This is a genomic window from Stenotrophomonas sp. YJH_SMC_16, from assembly GCF_059367875.1.
The window spans coordinates 449,977-476,435 of sequence record NZ_JCAFRH010000004.1 but is presented as its reverse complement, the minus strand read 5'-3'; the positions used below and the strand labels follow the sequence as shown (position 1 = coordinate 476,435).

Below are 26,459 nucleotides of genomic sequence, written 5' to 3'. Positions count from 1 at the left end.
TGTGGAACCACCCGATCCCATCCCGAACTCGGAAGTGAAACGCAGCTGCGCCGATGGTAGTGTGGCTCAAGCCATGCGAGAGTAGGTCATCGCCAGGGTTTACACCCAAAACCCCGCTGCTCACGCAGCGGGGTTTTTCTTTGACCGCCGCGAGCGGCGGGGCCAACCACGGTTGGCGACTACCGATAGCAGAGGGATCAGCGGTAGATCCACGCCATGCGTGGATGCTCCCTGCAAGGAACCAAGGCGCCAACCAAGGTTGGCCGCTACACACAGCAGGCCAAGGTTGGCACCCACCAAGGGCGCAGCGCACAAAAAAAACGGCGCCCCGTGGGGCGCCGCTCTGCGCTCAACGATGTTCAGTCGAGCATGGCCCGACTTACTTGGCCGGGGCCTTGTCCTTCATCATCGCGTCGCGGGCCGCCTTGAACGGGTTGCCCTCGTACCAGTTCGGCCAACGATCGCCGCCGGCCAGTTCCTTGCCGACGCCGTACATCAGCTGCAGGTCCTCGACGGTGCCGTCCAGCTTCCAGGTGGCTGCATCGAACTCATCCTTCGGGCCGTGGTAGCGGTTGGCACCGTAGTCCGCCGCAGCCTTGCGGCCGGCGTCCACGCCACCCTCTCGCAGATCCTCGCCACCATCGGCGTACAGGGCCGGCACGCCGGCCTTGGCGAAGTTGAAGTGGTCCGAACGGAAGTAGAAGCCGCTCTGCACCGAGGTTTCACCATGCAGCGTGCGGTCCTGGGCCGCAGCCAGCGGCTTGAGGATGTCTTCCAGCTCCGAGCTGCCGAAGCCGGTGACGGTCACGTCCTTCGCGCGGCCGGCCACCGACATCGCGTCGATGTTGATCACACCGGCGATCTTGTCCAGCGGGAAGGTCGGATGGGCAACGTAGTACTTCGAGCCCAGCAGGCCGGATTCTTCCAGGGTCACCGCCAGGAACACCACCGAACGCTCCGGCTTCGGCTCCTGGTGGGCCATCGCTTCAGCCACCTCCAGGATGCCGGCCACGCCGGTCGCGTTGTCGACCGCCCCGTTGTAGATGTTGTCGCCGGTCTCACCCTCATGCTTGCCCAGGTGATCCCAGTGCGCCAGGTACAGCACGGCCTCGTCGGCACGCTTGCTGCCCGGCAGCACGCCCACCACGTTGCGCGACTGCTTCTGCGCGATCTGGCTCTTCAGGTCGACCGCGGCGGTGGCCTTCAGCGGTACCGGCTTGAAGCCGCGCTTGCTCGCATCCTTGTAAGCCTGCGCCAGGTCCAGGCCGGCACCGGCAAACAGCGCCTTGGCGGCGTCGGCGCTCAGCCAGCCCTGCACCGGAATACGGGCTTCCGGGTCATCCTTCGCCGGCAGGTCGTACTGCGGCCCGGCCCAGGAGTTCTTCACCACGTCCCAGCCATAGGAGGCACCGGCGGTGTCATGCACGATCAGCGCGGCAGCGGCGCCCTTGCGAGCGGCCTCCTCGAACTTGTACGTCCAGCGGCCGTAGTAGGTCATGCGCTTGCCGTCGAACAGCTTCGCGTCATCGACATGGAAGCCCGGGTCGTTGACGAACATGACGACCGTCTTGCCCTTCCAGTCCTGGCCGGCGTAGTCGTTCCACTTCTGCTCCGGCGCATCGACGCCGTAGCCGACGAACACCAGGTCGCTGGCATCGACCTTCACCTCGGCCTGGCCGGTACGGGTGCCGACCACCATGTCGGTACCGAACTTCAGCTCGGTGGTCTTGCCACCTTGGGTGATCTTCAACACGGTCGATGAGTCGGCCGTGGTCTCGGTCATCGGCACATCCTGGAACCAGCTGTCGCCGTTGCCGGGCTGCAGGCCGATGCGCTGCATCTGGTCGCGGATGTAGTTGACCGTCAGTTCCTCGCCCTTGCTGCCCGGGGCGCGGCCTTCGAATTCATCCGAAGCCAGCGTCTTGACCATCTCGGCGAAGTCGCCGGCGTTGATCTCCGGCGAGAACGCATGGGCCGCCGGCTTGGCAGCGGCGGTGTCGGTGGCCGGCGCGGGCGCCGGAGTGTCTTCGCCTTTGCAGGCACTGAGCGCGGCCGCAGCGGCCAGGCACAGGAGGAGTTTGCGGGGCATCGTCGATTCCTGGAAAACAAAGGGCGGCCGTACCTCGTGTACGACCGGTAACAGCGAGTATCACCGAACCGATGGGCGCGGTGTGCTCAGTCCGCCGGAGCGGTTTCGGTGTCGAACGGGATCGGCTCGGCGCCGGTGACCGGGCCGATGCGGGCCGTGCGGTGCACGTACAGCACCACCTCGCGCTCGAACTGCAACGGGCCGTCGACCACGGCATTCGGGCCGATGATGACGCGTGGCTTGCGGCTGGCGGTCAGCGAGACGCTGAAGTTCGGCTTGCGCACGTGCACACCGCCCTTGACCTGCGAACCGATGCCCACGGTGATGTCACCGTTGACGGTTTCCACGTCGTTGCCGACGCGGCTTTCGACCAGCCCGATGCCACCGTTCACGGTTTCAACGCCGCCTTCGATCTGGCTGCCGCGATCGCTGAAGATGCTGCCGTTGACGGTGCTGACGTTGCCATGGGCGATCACGTCGCGGCCCAGGCGCACACCGCCGTTGACCGTTTCGATCTTGCCGGTGCGCGCGCGATCGGCGACCTTCACCCCGCCGTTGACGGTGTCGATGCTGCCGGTCTCGACGCCTTCGCCGACGCGGATGCCGCCGTTGACGGTGTCCAGCTTGCCGTAGCGCTGGCCGGGTTCGGCGCTGATGCTGCCGTTGACCTTGCTGATGTTCTCCTGGGCGCAGACCGGTCCGGTGGCCAGCAGTACGCCCAACAGCAGCGGAATGGAGAGAGCTTTCATGGGGACCTCGATGGATGTGCGGCTGGCAGGCCGCGTGCGGAGATGTCACCATTCCCCGGTATCCCCCGCAACTGCCTGAAGTCACTGGAAAGCCCTTGCGCAACAACGTCTTCCCATCACGCCGACATCACATCGCCGCTGCCCGCGGCGGGCGCTGCCTGCTGTTGGGGCTGGCCTTGGCACTGGCGTTGCCGTTGCCGGGTGCCGCGCAGACCACGCGCGAGACCGAGCGCAAGCTGCAGAAACTGCGCAGTGAGCTGAAGGGCGTGGCGCAGGAGCGCCGGCAGATCGAAGGCCAGCGTGGCCAGGCCTCGCAGCAGCTGCGCGAGGCAGATGAGAAGGTGGCCCGCACCGGCCGTGCGCTTGCGCAGACGGAAACCGCGCTGCGCGAGCAGGGAAGGGCCCTGGCCGAGGCCGAACAACGCCGCAGCACGCTGCAGGCCAACCTCGCCCAGCAGCATCGCGAGCTGGCCGGCCTGCTGCGTGCAGCCTACCAGCTGGGCAACCACGCACCACTGAAGCTGCTGTTGTCGCAGGACACGGTAGCCGATGCCAATCGCGCCCTGGCCTACCATCGTTACCTGCAACGCGAGCGTGCGCAGCGGATCACCACGCTGACCGCCGACCTGAAGGAACTGGAAGCGCTGCAGGCGCAGATCGCCGAGCGCAAGCAGAAGCTGCAGGGTGCACAACAGGACCAGAAGCAGCAGGCGGCGGCGCTGGAAGCCGACCGTCGCGATCGCGCCAAGACCGTGGCCTCGCTGGACGAACGCTTCAAGGACCAGCGCGAGAAGGAACAGGCGCTGGGCCAGGACGCCAAGGCGCTGGAAACACTGCTGGCCAATCTGCGCGCGGCCGCCGCCCGCGCCGAGGCCGAGCGTCGCGCGGCTGCACGCCGAGCCGCCGCCGAAAAGGCCGCTGCCGAGCGGGCCGCACGCCAGGCCGCTGCGCAGGGCCGCCCGCCGCCGCCGACCAAGGTTCCGCCGGCGGTGGCGTCGGCACCGGCGCCGAAGGTCGGTGGCCTGGGCTGGCCCTTGTCCGGCAACCTGCTGGCCCGCTATGGCGGCAAGCTGCCTGATGGCCGCACCAGCAGCGGCGTGCTGATCGGTGCACCGGCCGGCAGCACCGTCACCGCGGTGGCCGATGGCACTGTGGTGTTCTCCGACTGGATGACCGGTTACGGCATGATCCTGATCGTCGACCACGGCAACGGCTACATGAGCCTGTACGCCCACAACGACACCCTGCTCAAGGACGCCGGTGCACGGGTCAGTCGTGGCGATGCGGTGGCCAAGGTCGGCAATTCCGGCGGCCAGGGTGTCACCGCGCTGTACTTCGAGCTGCGTCGTGGCGGGCAACCGGTGAATCCTGACAGCTGGCTGCAGCGGCGCTGAATCCAGCGCTTCCGCGTGCAGGGCGGATTCAACGGGAATTTAGCTGTGCTTCGCGCATAATCGGTGCATGTGCCTTGGGCACCATGCCACCGTCGACAGGAGTGATCCATGCGCGCAGCCCGTACCGCCACCCTCTTGCTGGCCCTGTTGCCAGCGCTGTCCTGGGCGCAGCAGACCGCGCCCGCCCCGAGCCAGGAAACCGGCGGGCAGGCAGCGAGCAGCGAGGAGGCGGTGACCTCGAAGGTGCCGCTGGAGGACATCCGCCGCTTCGTGGCCGTCTACAACGCAGTGCGGGCCGCCTACGTCGATCCGGTCGATGACAAGAAGCTGATGCAGGCCGCGGTGCGTGGCCTGCTGCTCGACCTCGACCCGCACAGCACCTACTTCAACAAGGAAGACGCGCAGGCGTTCGACGAACAGGCCAGCGGCGCCTACGAAGGCATCGGCGTGGAGCTGCAGCAGCAGCCCGACAATGCCAGCATGAAGGTGATTTCGCCGATCGACGACACGCCGGCGGCGAAGGCCGGCATCCTCGCCGGTGACCTGATCATCGCCATCGACGGCAAGCCGATCAGCGCGATCGATGCCAGCGAACCGCTGCGCGGCCCGGCCGGCAGCAAGGTCGTGCTGACCATCGTGCGCGAAGGCAAGCCCAAACCCTTCGATGTCAGCCTCACCCGGCAGACCATCCGCGTGACAAGTGTGCGCAGCCGCCTGCTGGAACCCGGCTATGGCTACATCCGCCTGAGCACGTTCCAGGCCGACACCGGTTCGGACTTCCAGAAGCACGTGCAGCAGCTGCAGAAGCAGTCCGGTGGCCAGCTCAAGGGCCTGGTGCTGGATCTGCGCAGCAACCCGGGTGGCCTGCTGACCGCTGCCGTGCAGGTGGCCGACGACCTGCTCGACAAGGGCAACATCGTCAGCACCCGCGGCCGCATCAGCATCAGCGATGCACGCTTCGATGCGACCCCGGGCGATCTGTTGAAGGGGGCACCGGTGGTGGTGCTGGTCGATGCGGGTTCGGCCAGTGCCTCGGAAGTGCTGGCCGGCGCACTGCGCGACAACAAGCGCGCCCGCGTGGTCGGCAGCCGCACCTTCGGCAAGGGCTCGGTGCAGACCGTGCTGCCGCTGGACAACGGTGATTCGGTGAAGCTGACCACCGCGCGTTATTACACGCCCAGCGGCAAGTCGATCCAGGCCACCGGCATCGTGCCGGAGGTCGAACTGAAGCCTGCGGCGCGCCCGGAAGACGAGGCGCTGCCGGCCAGCCTGAGCGATTACAGCGAAGCGACCCTGCCGGGCCATCTGCGCGGTGACGACGAAGGCACCGAGGGCTACCACGCCGGCGCCGTACTGCCGGGCGATGGCCCGATCAACGACGCGCTGGCCGAACTGAAGAATCCGGGTTCGGTGGCTGCACGCTTGAAGGCCGAAGCGGCGAAGGCAGATGCGGCGAAGGCCGTGAAGGCCGCAACTGCGAAGCCGGAAGCGAAGGCCGAACCGAAGCCGGAAGCAAAGCCGGAAGCAAAGCCGGAAGCAAAGCCGGAAGCAAAGCCGGAAGCAAAGCCGGAAGCAAAGCCCGCACCGGCTCCGGCCAAGCCCTGATTCTGTAGCGTCGAGCCGTGCTCGACTGATCTACGAACGAGCGGGTGAGCGTGACGCCGGCCAGCGGCCGGCACCCCAGGGGGTCAGAAGCCGTGCCGCTTGCGCAGGCGGCGTGCGATCGCGGCGCGCACGTACACGCCGTACAGCAGGCCGAACAAGAAGCCACCGATGTGCGCCCACCAAGCCACCATGCCGAAGCTGGGGCCGATATGGGCGAACACCACTTGCAGGGCGGCCCATACGCCGATCAGCAGGTAGGCCGGGGCGCGCACGAACTCCAGGAACAGGCCCAGCGGGATCACCACGCCCAGCCGGGCGCCCGGGAACAGGGCCAGATAGGCGCCGATCAGCGCTGACACCGCACCGCTGGCACCGATGATGATCTGGTCCGGGCTGCCCATGGTGTAGATGGCCACCAGATTGGACACCGCACCGCCGACCAGGAACAGCAGCAGCAGGCGCCACGGGCCCAGCACCCGTTCGGCGGGCAGGCCGAAGATCAGCAGGAACACCAGATTGCCCAGCAGGTGTGACCAGTCCGCGTGCAGGAACAGGGCGGTGAACAGGCGCAGCACGCTGCCGTCCTGCAGGGTCGCCCACCAGTCCAGCGGGTGGGTCAGGCCGGTGGACAGGGCGCCCCAGTCCAGCCAGAGGCTGCCCCGGGCGTCATCCGGACGCGAGATCGACCACAGGAACGCCAGCCACAGTGCCGCAAACAGCACGGGCGTGGCCCAGCGCAGGGCTGCCTTCTTGCGCGACGGGAGGGAGACGAACATGGGCACTAGCCTAGCGTGAGGGCGCTTACGGCGGGGATTGTCCTGTTCAGCTTTTGAGACGAAAAAAGCGCCTGCGCTGTTATTGTTTCATTAACAGGTCTGGGTAATACTCGCATACGGCGTCGTATGTCGGGAGGGGAATCCGGCGCGCTCCGAAGGGCCCCAAGGCCCGCCGGGCGCAGGCGCACTCAGAGCACCATCACCGCTTACCGGAGAGAGAGAACTACGATGCAAACCGCTTCCACCATTGCCCGATTGACCCTGCTGGCCGTCGGCGTTGCCGGTGCGCTGGCTGCTGCCGACGCCAATGCCGCTGCCTTCCAGCTGAAGGAAAACAGCGCCAAGGGCCTGGGCCGCGCGTTCGCCGGCTCCGGCAGCGCCGAAGGCGACGCCTCCATCATCGCCGTCAACCCGGCCGGCATGCGCCAGCTCGATGGCACCCTGGTCCAGGGCGACCTGAGCGCCATCAGCTTCAAGGCCGAGTTCAAGGGCCAGGGCCGCAATGCAGCAGGCCGTCCGCAGACCGGTGGTGACGGCGGCGACGCCGGCATGATCGCTCCGGTTCCGGCCGCGTACTTCCACATGCCGATCGGCGAGAAGGCCCACTTCGGTGTGTCGCTGACCGCACCGTTCGGCTTCAAGACCGAATACGACAACGGCTGGGTCGGTCGTTACAGCGGCCTGAAGACCGATCTGAAGGCCATCGACCTCGGCTTCGCCGCGTCGTATGACGTCAACCCGTACGTGTCCTTCGGCGCGTCGGTGTTCGTCGAACACCTGACCATCGAGCTGAGCAACGCCGTCGACTACGGCAGCATCCTGGCCGGTGCCGGCGCTCCGGGCTTCGCCCCGGGCAGCGCCGATGGCACCCTGAAGATCGAGGGTGACAACAATGCCGTGGGCTGGACCGTCGGTGGCCTGTTCTCGATCGACGAGAACACCCACATCGGCCTGAGCTACCGTTCGAAGGTCGAGCACAAGATCACCGGTGGTGATGCGACCTTCAGCGGCGCCGACCGCGCCCGTTCCCTGCTGACCAACTCGCCGCGTACCCGCGGTTGGTTCATGGACACCAGCGGCAAGGCCACGGTGACCATGCCGGCCTCGGCCACCCTGAGCGTGACCCACAAGGTCAACGACCGCTGGACCGTGATGGGCGACGTGACCCGCACCGCCTGGTCGACCGCCTTTGACAGCGTCACCGTCGACTACGCTTCGCCGCAGGCGGATTCGGTCCTGGAGTTCGGCTACCGTGACACCACCTTCGTGTCGCTGGGCGCCGACTACAAGCTGAGCGACACCGTCACCCTGCGCGGTGGTGTTGCGCTGGACCAGACCCCGACCACCGACGCCCACCGCGACGTCCGCGTGCCGGATACCAGCCGCAAGTGGCTGTCGCTGGGCGTGGGCTGGACCCCGTCGCAGAACACCGAGTGGAACTTTGGCTACACCCACCTGTTCACCAGCGATCCGAACGTGAACGTGCGTGCGACCACTGCCAACCAGGGCAACTCGCTGTCGGGCAAGTACAAGGTCCGTGGCGACGTGCTGGCTGCTTCGTTCCAGTACAAGTTCTGATCCAGGCCTCGGCCTGACGCAGTACACGGAAGGCCCCGCGCAAGCGGGGCCTTCTTTTTTGTGGAACGCTTTGGGGCATCCACGCAGGGTGTGGATCCAGCCGACTGCCTACGCAGCGCGTGGATCCACGACAATAGCGCGATGAACCTGTCCGATCCGAATTTCCAGCTGGAGCTGGCCGCCAACATCGCCGTCGCCGGCTCGATCCTGCTGGCGGGCCGCAACAACGTGCACACCTGGTGGCTGGGCATCGTCGGCTGCGCGCTGTTCGCGGCGGTGTTCGAGCGCTCTCACCTGTATGCAGACATGGTGCTGCAGTTCTTCTTCATCGCCATCAGCGTGCTGGGCTGGTGGCAGTGGCTGCGCGGCGACCACGGTGCACCCCTGCCGATCACCTCATTGCGACCGCGTGCCTGGGCGTGGCTGGCACCACTGGCGGTGGTGGCGACCTTCGGCTACGGCTGGATGCTGACCCGCCTGACCAACGCCTACGCGCCCTACATCGATTCGGCGGTGCTGGTGCTGAGCGTGATCGCCCAGATCCTGATGATGCGGCGCAAGCTGGAATCGTGGTGGGTGTGGCTGCTGGTGAATACCGTCGCGGTGCCGCTGTACTACAGCCGTGGCCTGCATCTGACCTCGATCCTGTACGTGGGCTTCTGGATCAACGCACTGGTGGCGTTGCGCCACTGGCGCAATCTGATGCGGGTGTAGAGCCGAGAACGGGCTCGGCTCTACAGGAAAAAAAGCACAAAAAACCCCGCTTTCGCGGGGTTTCTCGTTTGCCGCATCAACCGGGCGATCAGTCGCCCAGGGTCAGCAGCGAAGCGTTGCCGCCTGCGGCGGTGGTGTTCACCGTCACCGTCTTCTCGGTGGCGAAACGCAGCAGGTAGTGCGGGCCGCCGGCCTTCGGACCGGTGCCGGACAGGCCCTGGCCGCCGAACGGCTGCACGCCGACCACCGCACCGATCTGGTTGCGGTTGACGTAGACGTTGCCGACGTGGACGCCGTTGCTGATGCGATCAACGGTTTCGTCGATGCGCGAATGCACGCCCAGGGTCAGGCCGTAGCCGGTGGCGTTGATCTGGTCGATCACCGCGTCGAGCTGGTCGCCCTTCCAGCGGATGACGTGCAGCACCGGACCGAACACTTCCTTCTGCAGCTGGCCCAGGTCCTTCAGTTCGTACGCGCGCGGTGCGAAGAAGGTGCCATTGGCGGCTTCGGCGGACAGCTCGGCGGCAGCGATCAGGCGCGCTTCGCGGTCCATGCGTTCGGCGTGGTCCTGCAGGATCTTCAGTGCATCGGCGTCGATCACCGGGCCGACGTCGGTGGACAGCAGGCCGGGGTTGCCGACCTTCAGCTCCTTCATCGCACCGGCCAGCATGGTCATCACCTTGTCGGCGATGTCGTCCTGCACGAACAGCACGCGCGCGGCCGAGCAGCGCTGGCCGGCGGAGGTGAAGGCCGAACCGATCGCGTCCTTGACCAGCTGTTCCGGCAGCGCCGAGGAATCGGCGATGAAGGCATTCTGGCCGCCGGTCTCGGCAATCAGCACACCGATGGCGGCGTCACGTGCGGCCATCGCGCGGTTGATCGCACGGGCGGTGTCGGTGGAACCGGTGAAGGCCACGCCGGCCACGCGCGGGTCGGCGGTCAGCGCGGCACCGACGGTGGCACCGTCGCCCGGCAGGAACTGCACCACCTCGGCCGGCACGCCGGCGTCGTGCAGCAGCTTCACCGCGTAGTAGCCGATCAGGTTGGTCTGCTCGGCCGGCTTGGCGATCACGCTGTTGCCAGCGGCGAGTGCAGCGGCCACCTGGCCCAGGAAGATCGCCAGCGGGAAGTTCCACGGGCTGATGCAGACGAACACGCCGCGGCCGTGCAGCTGCAGCTCGTTGGATTCACCGGTCGGGCTCGGCAGCTTCTCGGCGTGGCTGAACTGCTCGCGTGCCTGCTTGGCGTAGTAGCGCAGGAAATCCACCGCTTCGCGCACTTCGGCGATGCTGTCGGGCAGGCTCTTGCCGGCTTCCTTCACGCACAGCGCCATGAACTCCGGCATGCGCGCTTCCAGCTGGTCGGCGGCGTGCTCGAGGATGGCGGCGCGGCTGGCGGCCGGGGTGCGGTTCCAGGCCGGCTGCGCGGCCACGGCATTGGCCAGGGCCTTCTGCACGGTGGCAGCGTCGGCGGCCAGCCACTGGCCGACCACTTCGCGGGTGTCGGCCGGGTTGGTCACCGGCAGCGCGGCGCCGGCCGGGTTCGCACCCGGTACCAGCGGCGCGGCCTGCCAGGGCTTCACAGCCGCGTTGATCTGCTCGGCCAGGGCGCGCAGTTCGTTGTCGTTGGCGAGATTGGCGCCCATGGAGTTCTTCCTGTCGTGGTTCTGGCTGCGCAGCAGGTCAACCGGCAGCGGGATCTTGGGATGCGGAATCGATTCGAACGAGGACACCATCTCGACCGGATCGCGGATCAGGTCGGCGATCGGCACGCGCTCGTCGGTGATGCGGTTGACGAAGCTGGAGTTGGCGCCGTTTTCCAGCAGGCGGCGCACCAGGTACGGCAGCAGGTCTTCATGTGAACCGACCGGGGCGTACACGCGGCAGGGCAGGTTCAAGCGATCGGCCGGCACCACTTCGGCGTACAGATCGTCACCCATGCCGTGCAGCTTCTGGTGCTCGTACACGCCGCCATTGGCGATGCTGCGCACTGCGGCGATGGTGTGCGCGTTGTGCGTGGCGAACATCGGGTAGATCGCATCGGCATGCGTGAACAGGCGCTTTGCGCAGGCCAGGTAGGACACGTCGGTGTTCTGCTTGCGGGTGAACACCGGGTAGCCCGGATAGCCTTCGATCTGCGCGCGCTTGATCTCGGCGTCCCAGTAGGCGCCCTTGACCAGGCGTACCTGCAGGCGGCGACCGGCGCGGCGTGCCATGTCGGCCAGGTGGTCGATCGTGTACGGCGTGCGCTTCTGGTAGGCCTGCACGACCACGCCGAAACCATCCCAGCCGGACAGCGAGGCATCGGAGAAGACCTGCTCGATGATGTCCAGCGACAGTTCCAGGCGGTCGGACTCTTCGGCGTCGACGGTGCAGCCGATGCCGTAGCTCTTGGCCAGCTGTGCCAGTTCCAGCACGCCCGGCACCAGGTCCTTCAGTACGCGCTCGCGCTTGGCGTGCTCGTAGCGCGGGTACAGCGCCGACAGTTTGATCGAGATGCCCGGGGCGTTGTTGACGTCGCCGTCCGGACGGCCGCCGCGTGCCTTGTGATCGCCGCCGATGGCGTGGATCGCACGACGGTAGTCTTCCAGGTAGCGCAGCGCGTCCTTCATGGTCAGCGCGCCTTCGCCCAGCATGTCGAAGGAGTAGCGGTAGTTCGCGTTGTCGCCCTTGTGCGAGCGCGACAGCGCTTCGCTGATGGTACGGCCCATGACGAACTGGTGGCCCATGATCTTCATCGCCTGGCGCACGGCCAGGCGCACCACCGGCTCACCCACGCGGCCGACCAGGCGCTTGAACGCGCTGGGCGCATCGGCGCGGGTGGCATCGTTCATCTGCACCAGCTTGCCGGTCAGCATCAGGCCCCAGGTGGAGGCGTTGACCAGCACCGAGTCGCTGCCGCCCAGGTGCTTTTCCCAGTCGGCATCGGCCAGCTTGTCGCGGATCAGCTTGTCGGCGGTGTCCTGGTCCGGAATGCGCAGCAGCGCCTCGGCCACGCACATCAGCAGCACGCCTTCCTCGCTGCCCAGGTCGTACTGGCGCATGAAGGCTTCGATGGCGCCCTGGTCCTTGGCACGCACGCGCACGCGGCCGACCAGGTCGGCGGCCAGCGCCTGCACCCTGGCCTGTTCCTCGGCGGGCAGGCGGGCCTGCGCCAGCAGCTCGCGCACATGGCTGGCCTCGTCCTTCAACCAGGCATCGGTGATGGCCTGGCGGAACGGGTTGGGGGGCGCCGGCAGTTCCGGCGACAGCAGCGCGCCGGGACGCGGAGCGTCGTGGGCGGCAGGGGAGGAGGAAGGTGCGTTCATGCCGGTCCGGCCAGTGGAAAACTTGGCGATTTTAATCATTTTTGCGGGTTCCGGAAGTGCCCCGCAGCCACCTTGATGAAGTGCTGATAGCCCCTAGCTGCGGTGGATTCAGCGTGTTCAGCAAGCTCGGAAGAATTTGTGCTGAATTCGTCATTTGTGTCGCCGACCTCATGCTGTGTTGCAGCATGGGAAAAAGTGTGAATGCACCCTTGCTACCGGCGAGAGGGCGGGGCTACCATCGAGACGTTTCCCGCGGCAGGAACGCGGTTGCGACATGATCGAGGTGCTTCCAGCTCCGGATGGGTCAGGTACGCAGCTGCGGCTGCGTCCCCCACGGGCGCTCGATGCCCGGCAGTTCGTCCTGTTGTTCACCGTGTTGTCGGGTGCGATGTGGCTGGTGTCCGCCCTCGGGTGGTTGGCCGGCAATGCATTCGCCCCCCTGTTCGCGCTGCTGTACAGCCTGGTGCTGGCGGCCGCGCTGCGTGCCTTGTGGCGCAGCGGTGAACGGCAGGAGGAGATCCGGGTAGTGCCGGCGTACGTGGAGGTCATTCCCGTACCCGGTGGATCGCCGGTGTTCCGGGCCCACCCCCACTGGGTGCGCCTGCTCACCGACGATGAGAGGGTCCGGCTGGCATCCAGCGGCCGGCAGGTGGAGGTGGGGAGTTTCCTCGCGCCGGCCGAACGTCAGACGCTTGCAGAGACACTTGAAAGCTTGCTCGCCGCCAGCGATGGCGGCAACCGACGACGCTAAGGGTCTAGGCAATGAAGCAAAGCAGCAGGTGGGGCACGAAGTGCGTGAACGCGGTTGCCGCAGTGCTGGCGACCGGGGGACTGATGCCGGCGTTGGCCTGGGCCCAGGCGGCCGATCCCAAGCCGTGGCAGCTGAACATGGGCAAGGGGGTGACCCAGACCTCGCGCCTGGCCTGGGAATCGAACAACCTGTCGTTGATCATCTGCACGGTGATCGGCGTCATCGTGTTCGGGGCGATGGCCTACGCCATGTTCAAGTTCCGCAAATCCAAGGGCGCGGTCGCCGCCACCTTCAGCCACAACACCAAGGCCGAGGTGATCTGGACGGTGATCCCGGTGATCATCCTGATCGTGATGGCCTGGCCGGCCACGGCCAACCTGATCAAGATGTACGACACCCGCGATGCCGAGATGACGGTGAAGGTCACCGGCTACCAGTGGATGTGGAAGTACGAATACCTCGGCGAGAACGTCACCTTCACCAGCCGCCTGGACCGCGAGTCCGACCGTGTGCGGCAGAGCGGCGTCGTGCCGACCCGCGAGAGCCATCCGCACTACCTGCTGGATGTCGACAACCGCCTGGTGCTGCCGGTCGATACCAAGGTGCGTTTCGTCATCACCTCCGACGACGTGATCCACGCCTGGTGGGTACCGGCGCTGGGCTGGAAGCAGGACGCCATCCCCGGCTTCATCAACGAAGCCTGGACCAGCATCGAGCAGCCCGGCGTGTACCGCGGGCAGTGCGCAGAGCTGTGCGGCAAGGACCACGGCTTCATGCCGATCGTGGTCGAGGCGGTGTCCAAGGAAGACTTCAAGCAGTGGCTGGCGCAGCGCAAGCCGGCGCCGCCAGCCGCGCCGGCGGCACCTGCGGCACCGGCCGAACCGACTGCACCGGCGGGCGAAGCACCGGCTGCGCCTGCTGCTGCAGAAGCGGGCAGCGCACCTGCCACCGCAGCCAGCGGCGCGTGATGTAAAGCCCGCGGCCGCTCGCGGCCGTGGTGACAACCGATTCTGAGAGGTGTTTTGCAATGGCGCACTCGGCAGTTGGGCACGACGATCACCATCACCACCAGAGCTTCTTCGAGCGTTGGTTCTTCTCGACCAACCACAAGGACATCGGCACGCTGTACCTCGGTTTCAGCTTCATCATGTTCATCATCGGTGCGGCGATGAGCGTGGTGATCCGCGCCGAGCTGGCGCAGCCGGGCCTGCAGTTCGTCAAGCCCGAGTTCTTCAACCAGATGACCACCGTGCATGCGCTGGTGATGATCTTCGGTGGCGTGATGCCGGCCTTCGTGGGCCTGGCCAACTGGATGATCCCGCTGCAGATCGGCGCGCCGGACATGGCGCTGCCGCGCATGAACAACTGGTCGTTCTGGTTGCTGCCGGTGGCCTTCAGCCTGCTGCTGCTGACCCTGTTCCTGCCCGGTGGTGCGCCGGCTGGTGGCTGGACGCTGTATCCGCCGCTGTCGCTGCAGGGCGGCTACAACGTGGCCTTCAGCGTGTTCGCGATCCACGTGGCCGGCATCAGTTCGATCATGGGTGCGATCAACATCATCGCCACCGTGCTGAACATGCGTGCGCCGGGCATCGACCTGCTGAAGATGCCGATCTTCTGCTGGGCCTGGCTGATCACCGCCTTCCTGCTGATTGCGGTAATGCCGGTGCTGGCCGGCGCGGTGACCATGCTGCTGACCGACAAGTTCTTCGGCACCAGCTTCTTCAATGCCGCCGGTGGCGGTGACCCGGTGATGTACCAGCACATCTTCTGGTTCTTCGGGCACCCCGAGGTCTACATCATGATCCTGCCCGCCTTCGGCGTGGTCAGCGAGATCATCCCGACCTTCAGCCGCAAGCCGCTGTTCGGCTACCAGGCGATGGTGTACGCCACCGCCGCCATCGCATTCCTGTCGTTCATCGTATGGGCCCACCACATGTTCACCGTGGGCATGCCGCTGGGTGGCGAGATCTACTTCATGTTCGCCACCATGCTGATCTCGATCCCGACCGGCGTGAAGGTGTTCAACTGGGTCAGCACCATGTGGCGCGGCTCGCTGACGTTCGAGGCGCCGATGCTGTGGTCGGTGGCCTTCGTCATCCTGTTCACCATCGGCGGCTTCTCCGGCCTGATGCTGGCGATCGTCGCCGCCGACTTCCAGTACCACGACACCTACTTCGTGGTCGCCCACTTCCACTACGTGCTGGTGACCGGCGCGGTGTTCGCGCTGATTGCCGCGGTGTACTACTGGTGGCCGAAGTGGACCGGGCGCATGTACAGCGAGAAGTGGGCCAAGGTGCACTTCTGGTGGTCGATCGTGTTCGTCAACCTGCTGTTCTTCCCGCAGCACTTCCTCGGCCTGGCCGGCATGCCGCGCCGCATTCCCGATTACAGCGTGGCCTTCGCCGACTGGAACCTGATCAGCTCGATCGGTGCGTTCGGCATGTTCGTCACGCCGTTCATGATGGCCGCGATCCTGCTGTCCTCGCTGCGCAACGGCGAGAAGGCCGAGGCCCGTTCCTGGGAAGGCGCACGTGGGCTGGAGTGGACGTTGCCGTCGCCGGCACCGGCGCACACCTTCACCACGCCGCCGACCATCCGCCCGGGGGATCTGGCGCATGACGACATCACGCACTGAGGTGGGGCATGCATAACGAGAGCCCGCTGCAGATCTGTAGAGTCGAGCCATGCTCGGCTGACGAAAAGCAGCCGAGCATGGCTCGGCTCTACAACAGCCCGGGCGAGGCCCCGGAAAACGGCATCGAACAGCAACGCCAGCGCGCCAAACGCACGGCGATGTGGGTCGGCGCCATCGCGGTGCTGGTCTACGTCGGCTTCATCCTCAGTGGGGTGATCGGCCGATGAGCGACGCACCGGCCACCGGGACCTCACGCAGTGCCGGGCTGCCGCGCCTGATCGGCGTGGCGGTGGCGGTGTTCCTGCTGACGTTCTCGCTGGTGCCGCTGTACCGCATCGCCTGCGAGAAGGTGTTCGGTGTGCGCCTGGAGCGCGGCCCCGGCAGCGAAGCCAGTGCGGGTGCGGCGTCCGGCAAGCGCACCGTACGCGTGGAATTCGATGGCGGCGTCAACTCGCGCCTGCCGTGGTCGTTCCACCCCGAGCAGCTGACCATGGACGTGGTGCCCGGCGAGCTCAACGAAGCGTTGTACTTCGCCCGCAACGACAGCCAGCAGGCGGTGGTGGGCAGTGCGGTGCCCTCGGTGGCACCGGCGCGTGCGTCGGGTTTCTTCAGCAAGACCGAATGTTTCTGTTTCACCGCGCAGACGCTGCAGGCCGGCGAGAAGCGCGACATGCCGGTGCGCTTCATCGTCGATCCGGATCTGCCGCCGGAAATCAGGACGATCACCTTGTCCTACACCTTCTACCGCAACGACGCACTCTCGGACCGGTTGGCCCCTGCGGCCACCTCCGAAGGCGCGCACGCCGCACCCTGACCCGGATACCGACATGGCCCAGACACCGACCGACGCCAACGTGTACTTCGTCCCGGCCCAGAGCAAATGGCCGTTCGTGGGTTCCATCGCGATGATGGTGACCATGGTCGGCGTGGCCAGCTGGCTCAACGATGCCAGCTGGGGACGCTGGACGTTCTACATCGGCATCGCGATGCTGGTGCTGACCCTGTTCTGGTGGTTCAGCGACGTGGTGCGTGAATCGCAGGCCGGCAACTACAACCACCAGGTCGATGGTTCGTTCCGGATGGGGATGATCTGGTTCATCTTCTCCGAGGTGATGTTCTTCGGCGCCTTCTTCGGCGCACTGTTCTATACCCGCAACCTGGGCCTGTCGTGGCTCAGTGGCGAAGGTCGCGGGGTGATGACCAACGAACTGCTCTGGCAGGGCTATTCGGCAGGATGGCCGACCAATGGCCCGGCGGCGATCGGCGGCGCGTTCCAGACCATCCCGGCCTGGGGCCTGCCGCTGATCAACACGCTGATCCTGCTCACCTCCGGCGTGACCCTGACCATCGCCCACCATGCACTGAAGGCCGGCAACCGCCGCCAGCTGCTGATCTGGCTGGGCCTGACCGTGGTGCTCGGCCTCGGCTTCCTGACCCTGCAGGCGGAGGAGTACATCCACGCCTACAAGGAACTGAACCTGACGCTCGGCTCGGGAATCTATGGTTCGACGTTCTTCATGCTGACCGGCTTCCACGGCGCGCACGTGCTGCTGGGCACGATCATGCTGATCGTGATGTGGCTGCGTTCGGCCAAGGGCCACTTCACCCGCGACAACCATTTCGGTTTCGAAGCCGCCGCGTGGTACTGGCACTTCGTCGACGTGGTGTGGCTGATGCTCTTCATGTTCGTCTACGTGCTTTGACCGCGCACGCATCGGTGGCCTCAGCCGCCGATGCCGTGCGGTTTGATCCAGCCCATGTAGATGCTCACGATCACCAGTACGATCAAGGCCACCGACACCCCGATGCGGCGTGTCAGTGCGTTGACCGTGCGCTTGGTCTGGCCGCGGTCGACCAGCAGGTAATACAGGCCGGCGCCCAGATTCCAGACAATGACGATCAGAAACGCGATTACCAGCAGGGTCTTCAGCGAATCACTCATGCGCGGCTCGAGGGCAGGGTGGATGGGCCTATCTGACCGCGTTTGCGCGGACTTGTCATGATGCGCCAGCACACGCGCGTTTTCGGATGGCTGCTGGCCGTGCTGGCAATGGCCGGTTTCACCGCATTGGGGCTGTGGCAGCTGCAGCGCATGCATGCCAAACAGGCAATGTTGGATGCACAAGGTCCAGCCGCAGCGCAGGTACTGTCGTTGGCGCAGGCGCTCGCAGCGCCCGGTGCGTTGCATGGCGTGGCCGACCACGGCCGCTTCCTTCCCGGCGTGGTGCTGCTGGACAATCAGACCCGGCACGGCCGCGCGGGCGTGAAGATCTACCGCCCGTTCCGCAGTGACGAGGGCAGCGTGCTGCTGGTCGATCTGGGATGGCGCGCGCTGCCGCCGGATCGCACCCTGCCGGATGTGCCGGCACCCCCTTCGCCGGTGGCCGTACGTGGGTTGCTGGCGCCGCCGCCGTCGGCCGGATTGGCACTCGGTCCCGCATTCTCCGCCACGGGGGAAGCGGGCCGCTGGCTGGCCAGCCGATTGCCGGCCGAAGGCCTGGCCCGCGCGCTGGGGGTGCAGTCACTTCCCGATCGTGTACTGCGCCTGGACCCGGCGCTGCCCTTCGGCGACGAACGTGATCTGGACCTGTTGCCGAACACGCTGCCACCGCAGCGTCACCTGGGCTACGCCGTGCAGTGGTTCGGCCTGGCCCTGACCGTGCTGGTGGTGGCGCTGGTGCTGGAATGGCGCAGGAGGCGCGCCGTGGCCCGACCGGCATCCCGTACCCAACCATGAGAAAATGCCCCGCATGAACACTGCTACGTCCCCGCAGGCGCGCGGCTCCGGCCGCCGGACCCTGGTGCTGCTGTTTGCCGTGTTCTTCGGGGCGATGGCACTGGCTGCCGTACTGCGCTTCTCCGGCTGGCAGCCCACCGGGCACCGCAATGCAGGCCAGCTGCTGAAGCCGCCGGTGGACCTGCGCCAGCAGGCGCCGACCCTGGCCAGCGGCCAGCCTTATCCGTGGAATCCCGAGGCCCGTACCTGGCGCCTGCTGGTGGCGCCGGCCGGAGTCTGCGACGCGCAGTGCGTCACTTTGTCGCAGGGACTGGGCAAGGTGTGGCAGCTGTTCGGCCATAACGCCGATAATGTCGAAATCCTGTGGCTGGGAACGCCACCGGCGTCGATCGCCTCGCTGCCCGCGCTGCGGCCGCTGGCACCGTCGCCAGCACTGCGCGCGGCCCTGCCCGGCGTCGACGATCCGGCTGGCCTGCCGGTCTACGTGATCGATCCGAACGGCTTCGTGATCATGCGCCATGCCCCCGGCAGTGACCTGGGTGGCCTGCGCAAGGACATGGCCACGTTGCTGAAACTGAAGTGAGTCCCGTTTGATGAGCCTTTCCGCGCGTCCGGCGCTGCACCGCAATTTCCACCGCCTGGCGTGGTTCGCCATGATCATGACCGCGAGCACGATCATGTTCGGCGCCTTCGTGCGCCTGTCCGATGCCGGCCTGAGCTGCCCGGACTGGCCGACCTGCTATGGACAGGCCACCTGGCCGCAGCACGTGGAAGAGACCATCGGCCATCCGGCGGCGGAGATCCGCCCGCTGGAAACCCACAAGGCCTGGCGTGAGCAGGTGCATCGCTTCCTGGCCGGCGCGCTGGGCATCGAGATCCTGACCCTGGCGCTGCTGGCCACGCGCAAGCGGCGATTCGGAAGCACGGCGGTGGTGACCGCCTGCGTACTGGTGGCCGCCGGCATACCGCTGTACATGATGGGCTGGCATGGCACCGCCAGCGCCTTGGCCCTGATAGGCGAGGCGATCCTGCTGATCGCGGCGCTGCGCTGGAGCAACATCGACCTGGCGCGCGCTGCCCTGCTGACCCTGGCGGTGGTGATCTTCCAGGCCCTGCTGGGCATGTGGACGGTGACCCTGCTGCTGAAACCCATCGTAGTGATGGGCCACCTGCTGGGCGGCATGCTGATGTTCGCGCTGCTGGTGTGGATGGCCTGGCGCGCAACGCACATGCCGATCACCCTGGCCGAAGCACCGAAGCTGAAGTGGATGCTGCGCATCGGCGTGGCGGTGCTGGTCACCCAGATCGCACTGGGGGGCTGGGTCAGTGCCAACTACGCGGCGCTGGCCTGCGGCGGCGGCAGCGCCTCGCTGGACAACTTCCCGCGTTGCGCCAACCAGTGGTGGCCGCAGCACAACTTCGTCGAAGGCTTCACCCTGTGGCGCGGCATCGGCGTGGACTACGAAGGCGGCGTGCTGGATGGCGCCTCGCGTATCGCCATCCAGATGGCGCACCGCCTGTTCGCGGTGGTGGTGGCCGTCTACCTGTTGTGGCTGGGCGTGCGCCTGTTCCGCCTGCCGAGCATGCGTGGCTGGGCCAGTGCGCTGATCGCGCTGCTGGTGCTGCAGGTCACCCTCGGCATCCTCAATGTGAAGCTGGCGCTGCCGCTGGAAGTGGCGGTGGCCCACAACGGCGTGGCCGTTGCCCTGTTGTTCGTGCTGGTCAGCCTGCTGGCCCGCCTGCGTGCCCCGGACTGATTCCATGTTTTCCAATTACCGCCAGTACTGGGACCTGACCAAACCCAAGGTCGTCGCCCTCATTGTCTTCACTGCCCTGGTCGGCATGGTCCTGGCCATCCCCGGCGTGCCCAGCTGGGGGCAGGTGCGCGCCGGCGTGCTCGGTTTCCTCGGCATCTGGCTGGCGGCCTCGGCCGCGGCCGCGATCAACCAGCTGCTGGATGCGCACATCGATGCGCAGATGGCGCGCACTTCGTGGCGTCCGCTGGTGGTGGGCAAGGTCAAGCCGTGGCAGGTGCTGGTGTTCGCCGGCGTGCTGATCGTGCTGTCGATGGTGATCCTGGTGCTGTGGGTGAACCTGATCACCGCGGTGCTGACCTTCGCCTCGCTGATCGGTTATGCGGTGATCTACACCGTGTACCTCAAGCGTGCGACCTCGCAGAACATCGTCATCGGTGGCCTGGCCGGCGCGATGCCACCGATGCTGGGCTGGGCCGCAGTGACCGGCATGCAGGGCTCGTCGGACTGGGCGTACTCGTCGCTGCTGGTGCTGATCATCTTCATCTGGACACCGCCGCACTTCTGGGCGCTGGCGATCTTCCGCCGCGAGGACTACGCCAAGGCGGAAATTCCGATGCTGCCGGTGACCCATGGCGTGGTGCACACCCGCAAGCAGATCATGGTCTATTCGGTGGTGCTGGCACTGGTCTGCCTGCTGCCGTACCTGGTGGGCATGAGCGGCGCGTTCTACCTGGGCGGCGCGATCGTGCTCAACGCCGTATTCCTCTGGTACGCCTGGCGCATGCTGAACCCGCCGGACGAACTGTTCTCGATGAAGATGTTCTATTACTCCATCGTCTACCTGATGGCGCTGTTCGCCTTCCTGCTGGTGGACCACTGGATCCTGCCCTGGTTGTGACCGGCTGCCCTTTGTAGAGTCGAGCCATGCTCGACTCAGGGTCAGATCCCCAGCGGGGCTCTGACCCGGTCTGATGGCAGGAGCATCCACGCATGGCGTGGATCCACTCCGGATCACAGGCATCAGCCGAGCATGGGCTCGGCTCTACAGTAGATCCACGCCATGCGTGGATGTCTCCCGGTCGGGTCAGGGCTTGCGCCGCGCATACCGTTGCGCGATCACACCGCAGACGATCAGCTGGATCTGGTGATAGATCATCACCGGCAGCACGATGGCACCGAGGCTGCCACCAGCGAACAGCACCTTGGCGATCGGCACACCCGTGGCCAGGCTCTTCTTCGAGCCGCAGAACACGATGGCGATCTCGTCCTCGCGGTTGAAGCGCAGGCGGCGGGCGATGAAGGTGATCAGCGGCATGGCGATACCCAGCAGCACCGCGGCCACCACTGCCACGGCCAGCAACGAGAGCAGCGGCGTCTTGCTCCACAGCCCTTCGGTCACTGCCTCGCCGAAGGCCGAGTACACCACCAGCAGGATGGTGGCCTGGTCGGTGTAGCGCAGCAGTGCACGCTGCTTCTCCACCCAGCCGGCAATCCACGGCCGCAGCAGGTGGCCGGCCACGAACGGCACCAGCAACTGCAGCATGATGCCGCCGATCGCATGCAGCGGATCGTGCACGCCGCCGGAGGTGCCGGCCAGCGCGGTCAGCAGCAGCGGGGTCAGGAACACGCCGAGGATGCTCGACAGCGAGGCACTGCACACCGCTGCCGGTACGTTGCCATGCGCCATCGAGGTGAACGCGATGGACGACTGCACGGTGGAGGGCAGGGTGCACAGGAACAGCACGCCCAGGTACAGCTCCGGGGTCAGCAGCCAGCCCGACAGCGGCTTGAACATCAGCCCCAGCAGCGGGAACAGGATGAAGGTGCAGGCCAGGATGGTCAGGTGCAGCCGCCAGTGCAGCATGCCGCCGATGATCGACTCGCGCGGCAGGCGCGCGCCGTGCAGGAAGAACAGCGCGGCGATGGCGACCGTGGTGACATCATCGAGGACGATGGCGGCGGCGCCCTTCATCGGCAGCAGGGAGGCCAGGCCGACGGTGCACAGCAGGGCGAGGGTGAAGTTGTCCGGTCGCAGGCGCGACCACCAGCGGGTCATGGTGGGCAGAGTCCTTGGTGCGGTGGAGTCAGGGCGAAATGGATGGCGTGGCCAGGCGCTGGCGGGTGGCGGCTTCCAGCGACTTCAGGCCGGCACGCTGGCCGAGCTGCAGGGCCTGTTCCGGGCTGGCGTGTTCGTAACGTGCATTGACCAAGCCGAGCACGGCCCCGGCACGGTTGCCGGACGCGCAGTGCAGCAGCACCGGTCCCTGGCTTTGCCGCAGGGCCTGATGCACGGCGCGCACATTGGCCGCATCCAACCCCTCTGCGCCGGCCACCGGAATGCGCACATAGCGCAGGCCCAGCGATTCGGCCACGTGGGTTTCATCGAAACCGCGGTCTTCGTCGGGCTGGCGCAGGTCGATCACCGTGCGCACACCCTGTGCAGCCAGTTCGCGCAGTTGTGCGGCACTGGGCTGGCCGCCGGCATACAGGCCGGGGCGGACTTCATTGAGCGGGGTATCCGCGGCCAGAACGGCCAGCGGCAGGCAGAGCGACAACAACAGCAGGCAGGTCAGGCGCAGCAGCATGGTCCTCTCCGTGAAAGCGTCTGCCCCTCTACAGGCGCAGCCCGGCGCGGGCCTTCAGCAGCTCGCGCAGTTCGTATTTGTCAGTATCGTCCAGACCCTGCTGGCGCTGTTTTGCCAACAACTCCTCCAGACGTTGCACCAGCAGCTGTTTTTCCAGCTGGGCCACCGCGTCATGCAGTTCCTGGGTCCAGCTGGCCTCGGTGCCGGGCAGCGTCTGTGCCGCCAGCGTATGCAACGAGGCCTGTTCCTCGCGGCCGTCGAAGTGTTCCAACAGGGCGCCGGTGCTGATGTCCGGGCGCTGTTCGACCAGCCCCAGCAGCTCCAGCAGCAGCTCCACGCCCGGCAGGCGCAGGCCCTGGAAGTGGTGCTTGCCGCCCAGGGTCAGCGCCAGCGACGGCTGCTGCAGCAGCACGGCGATCGCGCCGCGCACCAGGCTGCGCTTGGCCACCGGCTGGATCGTGCGCGAGGGCTGGCGCTGTGGCATCGGCGCGCGCGTGGCGGCAGCATTGCCACCACCCAGACCGGTCAGCTGGCCCAGCTGCTGCTTCATCAGGTCGCCGAAGGCACCGTCGGGAATCTGCGCCAGCATCGGCCTGGCCCGCTCGGCCAGGCGCGCCTTGCCGTCCAGCGTGCCCAGGTTGATCTCGCGGGTGAGCTCGTCGAAGAAGAACTGGGACAGCGGCGTGGCCTGCTTCAGGCGTTCGTTGAAGGCCTCGGCTCCTTCCTTGCGCACGATGGTGTCCGGGTCCTCGCCATCGGGCAGGAACAGGAAGAAGGCCTGGCGGCCATCCTTCATGCGCGGCAGCACCGACTCCAGCGCCTTCCAGCCAGCACGGCGGCCGGCGGCGTCGCCGTCGAAGCAGAAGAACACGTCCGGCGCGTTGCGGAACAACAGCTCGGCATGGTCCGGCGTGGTGGCCGTGCCCAGCGTGGCCACTGCCTGGGTGACGCCGAACTGGAACAGCGAGACCACGTCCATGTAGCCCTCGACCACGATCAGCCGCTCGATCTTCTGGTTGGCCTGGCGCACCTGCCACAGGCCGTACAGCTCGCGGCCCTTGTGGAACAGCGCGGTCTCGGGCGAGTTGAGGTACTTGGGGCCGTCGTCCTTCTCGAACACGCGGCCGCCGAAGGCGATCACCCGGCCACGACGGTCGAAGATCGGGAACATCACCCGGTCGCGGAACTTGTCGTAGACGTGGCCGCGGTCGTTCTTGGAGAACAGGCCGGCGCGGTCGAGCAGCTTCATGCGCCGCTCGTCCTTGCCGAGCGCATCGCGCAGGCCGCTGTAGCCATCCGGCGCGTAGCCGATCTGGAAGCGTGCGCGGTTCTCTTCGTCCACGCCACGCCCATCCAGGTAGCTGCGTGCCTTTTCGCTGCCCTGCAGGTTGCTCTGGAAGAACTTCGTGGCCGCCTCAAGCGCCGAATACAGCTCGCGGCTGTCGTCCTGCTGCTGGGGGCTGCGTGGGTTCTCGCTGCGCGGCACTTCCATGCCTGCGCGCTTGGCCAGTTCATCCACCGCGTCGAGGAACTCGAGGCGGTCGTAGTTCATCAGGAAGCTGATCGCGGTGCCGTGTGCGCCGCAACCGAAGCAGTGATAGAACTGCTTGGTGGGCGAGACCGTGAACGACGCCGAGCGCTCGTCATGGAACGGGCAGCGCGCTGCATATTCCTTGCCCTGTCGCTTCAACGGCACGCGGCTGCCCACCACCTCGACGATGTCGGAGCGGGCGAGCAGATCGTCGATGAAAGCGTCGGGGATACGGGCCATGGGCAACAGAACGGGGCGCGGCCGCCAGGGCGCGCAGCAGGGGCGGCAGGTTCCCCTAGTTTACTCGCTGGCGACGCCGGGACTGGCCTGTTCGGCCTCGACCCCGGCCTTGGCCAGCTGAGCCCGTGCATGCAGGCGCTCGTCGATCACCGCGGTCATCAGCGCGCCGACGAAGAACACGGCGGTGGCGTAGTAGATCCACACCAGTGCGATCACCAGCGCACCCATCGAGCCGTAAGCGCTGCCCGGGGCCACGGTGGCGATGTAGACGCCGATGCCATACCGGCCCAGGGTGAACAGCACCGAGGTGATGGCGCCGCCGATGAAGGCCTGGCGCCAGGCCACGCGGCGGTCCGGCAGGTAGTGGTAGAGGAAGGCGAAGGCCAGCGTGTAGAGCAGCAGCGAGGTCAGGTAGCCGATCGCCGGCAGCACCGAGGGCAGCTGCGCGAACACCACCTGCAGTGCAGTGGTGGCGGTCATCGAGAGGATCAGCAGGAAGCCCAGTGCCAGCACCACGCCGAACGAGAACACGCGCTTGCGCAGCCAGGCCTTGACGCCTTCCAGGCGCTGGCCGCTGGTGTGGAAGATCCGGTTCAGCGCGTTCTGCAGTTGGGCGAACACGGCGGTGGCGCCGATGAACAGCAGCAGTGTGCTCCACAGCCCGGCCAGCGAACCCACGCTGGGCTGGCTGTTGGCGTTGTGCAGCACGGTGTCGGCGACGCTGGCCACGCTGCTGCCGGCGACCGAGCCGATCTGGCTGATCAACGTCTGTTGTGCAGGCGGGTACAGCGAGGCGGTCAGCCACAACAGCAGCACCAGCAGCGGTGCCATCGACAGCAGGGCGTAGAAGGAGACCGAAGCGGCCTGGGTCAGCACATCGATTTCGACGAAGCGCTTGGCGACCGCCATCGGAAAGCTGTCCTGCAGGCGGTCAGCGTAGTGGCGAAGCCGTGCGGGGAAGCCGTGGGGACGCGAGCCGGTGGGGGCGTTGGATTGCTCGACCATGGGGATGTTGTAGCAGCCGGGGGTCGAAGGTGCGGTGAAGCGGATGCATCAATGGGGTCAGAGCCCTTCCGCGATGCGAAAGGGATCCGACCCCGGCAATGGCTTATGCCAGCAGTTGCTTGACCAGCTTGGACACCAGGCCCATGTCGGCCTGGCCGGCGAGCTTGGGCTTCAGTGCGCTCATCAGCTTGCCCATGTCGGCCGGGCCGGAGGCGCCGGTCTCGGCAATGGCGGCCTGGATGGCGGCCACGATCTCGGCCTCGCCCATCTTCGCCGGCAGGTAGGCTTCGATGACCACGATCTCGGCGCGCTCGATCTCGGCCAGGTCCTCGCGGTTGGCGGCCTCGTACTGGTTGACCGAGTCCTTGCGCTGCTTGACCATCTTGTCGAGCACGGCGATCACGGCGGTGTCATCCAGTTCAATGCGCTCGTCCACTTCGCGCTGCTTGATGGCGGCATTGATCAGGCGGATCACGCCCAGCTTGTGCTTCTCGCCCGCCTTCATGGCGGCCTTCATGTCTTCGGTGAGCTGCTGCTTCATGCTCATGAGGAACCTCGTGGTGGTAGGTGGGGCGGGGCGGATGCCCGAACCCGGAAACGCAAAAAGCCGGCGACGCTCGCGCGTGCCGGCTTCGGCTCCATCGCGACAGGCAAGCCCGCCGCAATGAAGATGCGTCCGATCAGTACAGGCGCTGACGCTTGGTGACGTCGCGCGACGAGCGGCGCAGCTGACGCTTCACAGCAGCGGCGGCCTTGCGCTTGCGCTCCTGGGTCGGCTTTTCGTAGAACTCGCGCTTGCGGGTTTCGGCCAGCACACCGGCCTTTTCGCAAGTGCGCTTGAAGCGGCGAAGAGCAAACTCGAAGGGCTCGTTCTCGCGGACTTTGACGCTGGGCATGGAATCTCCGGGACACAGTAGAACCGGGTCACGCCCGGCGAGCCGCACATTATAGCGGCGAATAGACAAACTGCAAGCGGCCAACCCTGAATACGGGCCGGAAGTTCGAA

General features: G+C 66.6%; 25 protein-coding genes and 1 rRNA gene. 15 read left to right on the top strand and 11 right to left on the bottom strand.

Annotated features, from left to right (window positions below; translation table 11 throughout):
* A 5S ribosomal RNA gene (gene rrf / locus AC5P6E_RS12005) occupies positions 1-98 on the top strand; the annotation flags it as partial.
* Positions 99-379: 281 nt separating this feature from the next.
* Here the strand turns inward: rrf and AC5P6E_RS12000 are convergent.
* Both AC5P6E_RS12000 and AC5P6E_RS11995 read right to left on the bottom strand, forming a co-directional pair.
* Positions 380-2,089 carry a M20/M25/M40 family metallo-hydrolase gene (locus tag AC5P6E_RS12000; RefSeq protein ID WP_019338881.1) on the bottom strand — a complete coding sequence of 570 codons (1,710 nt, stop codon included), beginning with the start codon at positions 2,087-2,089 and terminating at the stop codon, positions 380-382.
* An 86-nt stretch (positions 2,090-2,175) separates the two neighbouring features.
* The gene (locus tag AC5P6E_RS11995; protein WP_019338882.1) at positions 2,176-2,838 is read right to left on the bottom strand and encodes a DUF4097 family beta strand repeat-containing protein; all 663 of its coding nucleotides are present in this window, start codon (positions 2,836-2,838) and stop codon (positions 2,176-2,178) included.
* 95 nt (positions 2,839-2,933) lie between these two features.
* Here AC5P6E_RS11995 and AC5P6E_RS11990 point away from each other — a divergent pair, with 95 nt between their 5' ends.
* Entirely contained in the window at positions 2,934-4,232 is a 1,299-nt protein-coding gene (locus AC5P6E_RS11990) for a murein hydrolase activator EnvC family protein (protein ID WP_197654676.1), read from the top strand.
* Between the two features lie 108 nt (positions 4,233-4,340).
* Positions 4,341-5,837, top strand: a complete 1,497-nt coding sequence (locus AC5P6E_RS11985) for a S41 family peptidase (RefSeq protein ID WP_495230984.1) — start codon at positions 4,341-4,343, stop codon at positions 5,835-5,837.
* Between the two features lie 83 nt (positions 5,838-5,920).
* Here the strand turns inward: AC5P6E_RS11985 and AC5P6E_RS11980 are convergent, their stop codons facing one another.
* The gene (locus tag AC5P6E_RS11980; protein WP_010484241.1) at positions 5,921-6,613 is read right to left on the bottom strand and encodes a rhomboid family intramembrane serine protease; all 693 of its coding nucleotides are present in this window, start codon (positions 6,611-6,613) and stop codon (positions 5,921-5,923) included.
* Positions 6,614-6,841: 228 nt separating this feature from the next.
* Between AC5P6E_RS11980 and AC5P6E_RS11975 the strand changes: the two genes are divergently transcribed.
* Together AC5P6E_RS11975 and pnuC are read left to right on the top strand one after the other, a co-directional pair.
* Positions 6,842-8,191 (top strand): outer membrane protein transport protein, encoded by a 1,350-nt coding sequence (locus AC5P6E_RS11975; protein ID WP_010484240.1) that lies wholly within the window; start codon positions 6,842-6,844, stop codon positions 8,189-8,191.
* Between the two features lie 141 nt (positions 8,192-8,332).
* Positions 8,333-8,905, top strand: coding sequence for a nicotinamide riboside transporter PnuC (pnuC, locus tag AC5P6E_RS11970; protein ID WP_019338979.1), 573 nt, complete (start codon positions 8,333-8,335; stop codon positions 8,903-8,905).
* An 88-nt stretch (positions 8,906-8,993) separates the two neighbouring features.
* Here the strand turns inward: pnuC and putA are convergent, their stop codons facing one another.
* The gene (gene putA / locus AC5P6E_RS11965) at positions 8,994-12,212 is read right to left on the bottom strand and encodes a bifunctional proline dehydrogenase/L-glutamate gamma-semialdehyde dehydrogenase PutA (protein ID WP_019338980.1); all 3,219 of its coding nucleotides are present in this window, start codon (positions 12,210-12,212) and stop codon (positions 8,994-8,996) included.
* 274 nt (positions 12,213-12,486) lie between these two features.
* On the opposite strand from putA, the gene AC5P6E_RS11960 reads away from it, so the two are divergent.
* Genes AC5P6E_RS11960 through AC5P6E_RS11935 form a run of 6 tightly spaced genes read left to right on the top strand, consistent with a single transcriptional unit; the run spans position 12,487 to position 17,301 of the window.
* Positions 12,487-12,963, top strand: a complete 477-nt coding sequence (locus AC5P6E_RS11960) for a DUF2244 domain-containing protein (protein ID WP_004153894.1) — start codon at positions 12,487-12,489, stop codon at positions 12,961-12,963.
* A gap of 11 nt (positions 12,964-12,974) precedes the next feature.
* Positions 12,975-13,931 carry a cytochrome c oxidase subunit II gene (coxB, locus tag AC5P6E_RS11955; RefSeq protein ID WP_143994163.1) on the top strand — a complete coding sequence of 319 codons (957 nt, stop codon included), beginning with the start codon at positions 12,975-12,977 and terminating at the stop codon, positions 13,929-13,931.
* Positions 13,932-13,990: 59 nt separating this feature from the next.
* Positions 13,991-15,598 (top strand): cytochrome c oxidase subunit I, encoded by a 1,608-nt coding sequence (gene ctaD, locus AC5P6E_RS11950; protein WP_005407790.1) that lies wholly within the window; start codon positions 13,991-13,993, stop codon positions 15,596-15,598.
* An 8-nt stretch (positions 15,599-15,606) separates the two neighbouring features.
* The gene (locus AC5P6E_RS11945) at positions 15,607-15,825 is read left to right on the top strand and encodes a hypothetical protein (RefSeq protein ID WP_495230983.1); all 219 of its coding nucleotides are present in this window, start codon (positions 15,607-15,609) and stop codon (positions 15,823-15,825) included.
* Positions 15,822-16,412 (top strand): cytochrome c oxidase assembly protein, encoded by a 591-nt coding sequence (locus tag AC5P6E_RS11940; protein WP_049435044.1) that lies wholly within the window; start codon positions 15,822-15,824, stop codon positions 16,410-16,412. Before AC5P6E_RS11945 ends, AC5P6E_RS11940 begins: the two co-directional genes overlap by 4 nt.
* Before the next feature lie 13 nt (positions 16,413-16,425).
* Positions 16,426-17,301, top strand: coding sequence for a cytochrome c oxidase subunit 3 (locus AC5P6E_RS11935; RefSeq protein ID WP_005412024.1), 876 nt, complete (start codon positions 16,426-16,428; stop codon positions 17,299-17,301).
* Positions 17,302-17,321: 20 nt separating this feature from the next.
* Here the strand turns inward: AC5P6E_RS11935 and AC5P6E_RS11930 are convergent, their stop codons facing one another.
* A complete protein-coding gene (locus AC5P6E_RS11930; protein WP_010484233.1) occupies positions 17,322-17,540 on the bottom strand; it encodes a twin transmembrane helix small protein in 219 nt (72 codons plus the stop codon).
* 57 nt (positions 17,541-17,597) lie between these two features.
* On the opposite strand from AC5P6E_RS11930, the gene AC5P6E_RS11925 reads away from it, so the two are divergent.
* The 4 genes from AC5P6E_RS11925 to cyoE are packed head-to-tail and all read left to right on the top strand — an operon-like array spanning position 17,598 to position 20,990.
* Complete coding sequence (locus AC5P6E_RS11925) at positions 17,598-18,335, top strand: SURF1 family protein (RefSeq protein WP_049435045.1); 738 nt, start codon at positions 17,598-17,600, stop codon at positions 18,333-18,335.
* A 13-nt stretch (positions 18,336-18,348) separates the two neighbouring features.
* Positions 18,349-18,918 carry a redox-active disulfide-containing membrane protein gene (locus AC5P6E_RS11920; RefSeq protein ID WP_026347289.1) on the top strand — a complete coding sequence of 190 codons (570 nt, stop codon included), beginning with the start codon at positions 18,349-18,351 and terminating at the stop codon, positions 18,916-18,918.
* Between the two features lie 10 nt (positions 18,919-18,928).
* Positions 18,929-20,092: a COX15/CtaA family protein gene (locus AC5P6E_RS11915; protein WP_019336365.1), complete on the top strand. Its 1,164-nt coding sequence runs from the start codon at positions 18,929-18,931 to the stop codon at positions 20,090-20,092.
* A 4-nt stretch (positions 20,093-20,096) separates the two neighbouring features.
* Positions 20,097-20,990, top strand: a complete 894-nt coding sequence (gene cyoE, locus AC5P6E_RS11910) for a heme o synthase (RefSeq protein WP_019336364.1) — start codon at positions 20,097-20,099, stop codon at positions 20,988-20,990.
* A gap of 186 nt (positions 20,991-21,176) precedes the next feature.
* On the opposite strand, the gene AC5P6E_RS11905 is transcribed toward cyoE, so the two are convergent.
* The 6 genes from AC5P6E_RS11905 to rpsU form a co-directional block, all read right to left on the bottom strand.
* Positions 21,177-22,148, bottom strand: a complete 972-nt coding sequence (locus tag AC5P6E_RS11905) for a bile acid:sodium symporter family protein (protein WP_043400036.1) — start codon at positions 22,146-22,148, stop codon at positions 21,177-21,179.
* 28 nt (positions 22,149-22,176) lie between these two features.
* Complete coding sequence (locus AC5P6E_RS11900) at positions 22,177-22,677, bottom strand: protein tyrosine phosphatase family protein (RefSeq protein WP_010484227.1); 501 nt, start codon at positions 22,675-22,677, stop codon at positions 22,177-22,179.
* A 28-nt stretch (positions 22,678-22,705) separates the two neighbouring features.
* On the bottom strand, positions 22,706-24,448 hold the full coding sequence (gene dnaG, locus AC5P6E_RS11895) for a DNA primase (protein ID WP_010484226.1): 1,743 nt from the start codon (positions 24,446-24,448) through the stop codon (positions 22,706-22,708).
* A 60-nt stretch (positions 24,449-24,508) separates the two neighbouring features.
* Positions 24,509-25,453, bottom strand: coding sequence for a YihY/virulence factor BrkB family protein (locus AC5P6E_RS11890; RefSeq protein WP_019336363.1), 945 nt, complete (start codon positions 25,451-25,453; stop codon positions 24,509-24,511).
* A 103-nt stretch (positions 25,454-25,556) separates the two neighbouring features.
* A complete protein-coding gene (locus AC5P6E_RS11885; protein ID WP_010484224.1) occupies positions 25,557-26,000 on the bottom strand; it encodes a GatB/YqeY domain-containing protein in 444 nt (147 codons plus the stop codon).
* Positions 26,001-26,133: 133 nt separating this feature from the next.
* Positions 26,134-26,349: a 30S ribosomal protein S21 gene (rpsU, locus tag AC5P6E_RS11880; RefSeq protein WP_002808376.1), complete on the bottom strand. Its 216-nt coding sequence runs from the start codon at positions 26,347-26,349 to the stop codon at positions 26,134-26,136.
* Between the last annotated feature and the right edge of the window lie 110 nt (positions 26,350-26,459).